Source organism: Mycobacterium sp. 1245852.3 (genome assembly GCF_001669335.1).
Classification (GTDB): Bacteria; Actinomycetota; Actinomycetes; order Mycobacteriales; family Mycobacteriaceae; genus Mycobacterium; species Mycobacterium europaeum_A.
Genome location: NZ_LZLL01000601.1, coordinates 1 through 1,960, shown reverse-complemented (window position 1 = coordinate 1,960; position 1,960 = coordinate 1). Strand labels below are relative to the sequence as shown.

Sequence of the window (1,960 nt, the reverse complement as noted above, 5' to 3'; positions counted from 1 at the left end):
GGCGTAAAACGATGCGCCGCCGGCCCCGGCCGCCGCCTCCAGTTGGTCGCGCCAATCCGGGGCGAAGTACGACGGCGGATACACCAGGCTCGTCGACGACGTCGACACGACATTGATGCCCGCCTCCAGGAACCGCAGGTAATCCGGGATGGCGGCGCCGTCGCGCTCGGGACCGCTCGCGGCGTACACGACGGCGTCGGGCGCCAGGGCGATCAACGCCTCGGCGTCCCCGGTGGCAGTGACCCCCAGCGGCGCGATGCCGGCCAATTCCCCCGCGTCCTTGCCGACCTTCTCAGGCGAATGCACCCATACCCCAACGAGTTCCAGGTCCGGTCGTCGGCTGATGGCATCGATCGCGTGCACCCCGACGCCGCCGGTGGACCAGACGACGACTCGTGTCACAAAGCCCCCTCCTTACCCGTGCGCCCGCGCCGCGGCGGCCGCCGCACGTTCGAGGTACGGCCACGCGACATCGGGTGGCACGCCCCCACACAGCGGGTGCAGCGGCAGGGGCCGTCCACCGCGGACGTATTCGGTCGCCTCATCGGCGGTGAAGATCCGGTACGGGCCGCCCTCGGCACGAAGTTCCGTCACGCTGTCGGCGCGGGTGATGCTCGCCACGGAATTATCGTGCGGCCGGTACGACGCCGCCATCATCGCGTCGTGCAACAAATGCGGGCCCAGGGCGTGCCAAGCCTCGTCGACAGCCTGCTCGTCTGGTACGACGAAAACCGCTGTGGGAGCACCCCGCACGGGAAATTGGATCATCCCGGGCTCGTGTCCGTGAGCGCGACACTGGTCTTCGTAGAAGTCCTTGAGGCCCGGCAGGTCTGTCTGCGAGACGAACCCCAGCCGAAGGGCGCCGGCGCGACGAGCGGCGGCCTTGCTGCCGCCGGCGATCAGCATCATCGGCCCGGCGGGTGACCCGCACGGCGGTGTCACGCGGACCATGCGCCCCGGTACTGCACCGGCTCGCCGCGCAGCAGCGGGCCTAACACCGCCAGTATCTCGTCGGCCACCCGGCCGCGGATGGACATCTCGACACCAAAGTGCTCGTATTCCGCACGACGATGGCCGACGCCGAACGCGTAGGAGACGCGTCCCCCGCTGATCAGGTCCAGCACACTCATCTCCTCGGCGAGGCGGACGGGGTCCCAGAGCGGAATTGGCACCGCGGCCAGCAGTATCGCCAGACTTCGCGTCCGGGCCGCGATCGCCGAGGCCAACATCAGCGGCGCGGGCAGATGACCGTCCTCGGCGCCATGGTGCTCGGATAGCACCGCGAGGATTGCGCCCCTGGTCTCGGCCCACGCGCACATGTCGATCGACGCGGCGTAGAGATCCGCGGCCGGCCCGGCCCACGCGGGCGCGCGCATGTCGAACCTAAGGGTGAACATCTCGAATGCAGACTAACCTAACATTTGTTCATTAAGATAGTGCATACTCTCTTAATCTTCGACCGCTTGGAAATGGGGCTGTTGGCTTGCAATCGCCAAAGAGCCACGGCTGCCTCGACTTTTACTGTGTCCGTACGAAATTGAGGAGGAACAAGATGACGGCTCACCGGGTGGTGATGTGGGCAACGGGCGGCATCGGATCGATCGCCATCCGCGCCATCCAGCGGCGCCCCAACCTGTACCTCGTCGGTGTGTGGGTGCATTCGCCGGAGAAGGCCGGCAAGGACGCAGGCGAACTGGCCAACGGCGAGCCGATCGGGCTGGCCGCCACCAACGACGCGGACGCGCTGATCGCCCTCAAACCCGACTGCGTGATCTATGCGGCCAGCGGGCCGGAGCGCGACGCGCTCGCCATCCCGGACTACGTCAAGCTGCTCCAAGCCGGCATCAACGTTGTCACCACCAGCACCACGCGCTTGGTCAATCCGCACGCCTACGAGCCCGTCGAGTGGCGCGACCAACTGATCGCCGCGGCCAAGCAGGGCCAGGTTTCGCTTTACGCG

The 1,960-nt window shown here is 67.6% G+C and carries 3 pseudogenes; 1 reads left to right on the top strand and 2 read right to left on the bottom strand.

The window, feature by feature from the left end:
• Together A9W96_RS27995 and A9W96_RS27990 are read right to left on the bottom strand one after the other, a co-directional pair.
• A pseudogene (locus A9W96_RS27995) lies at positions 1–402 on the bottom strand (dihydrodipicolinate reductase); the annotation flags it as partial.
• A 12-nt stretch (positions 403–414) separates the two neighbouring features.
• Positions 415–1,397: pseudogene (locus A9W96_RS27990) on the bottom strand (LLM class flavin-dependent oxidoreductase).
• Positions 1,398–1,552: 155 nt separating this feature from the next.
• Here A9W96_RS27990 and A9W96_RS27985 point away from each other — a divergent pair.
• Positions 1,553–1,960, top strand: a pseudogene (locus A9W96_RS27985) (dihydrodipicolinate reductase); the annotation flags it as partial.